Consider the following 255-nt stretch of genomic DNA (forward strand, 5'->3'; position numbering starts at 1 on the left):
GAGGTGCTGGAGTAGGATTCACAGTTACTGAAACTGACGTTCTTGTACTCTCACATCCTGCAGCTGAACTCTGGCTTACATAATAAGTATTAGTTGTCACAACAGTTGATGCTGCCAAAGCAGTTCCTCCTGTAGCAGTCGTATACCATTTAAGGTTTGATCCTGTTGTAACCGTTAAATCATTTATTGTTTTATTCTCTGATGAACAATATACTAGAGCTGAAGCTGTTGGAGGTGCTGGAGTAGGATTCACAG

Annotated in this window: 1 pseudogene; it reads right to left on the bottom strand. The window is 41.2% G+C overall.

Features of this window, described 5'->3' with window-relative positions:
* Positions 1 to 255: pseudogene (locus ACHRVL_RS23065) on the bottom strand (hypothetical protein); the annotation flags it as partial.

It is taken from the genome of Flavobacterium sp. FlaQc-28 (assembly GCF_044007415.1).
In the GTDB taxonomy this organism is placed as follows: Bacteria; Bacteroidota; Bacteroidia; order Flavobacteriales; family Flavobacteriaceae; genus Flavobacterium.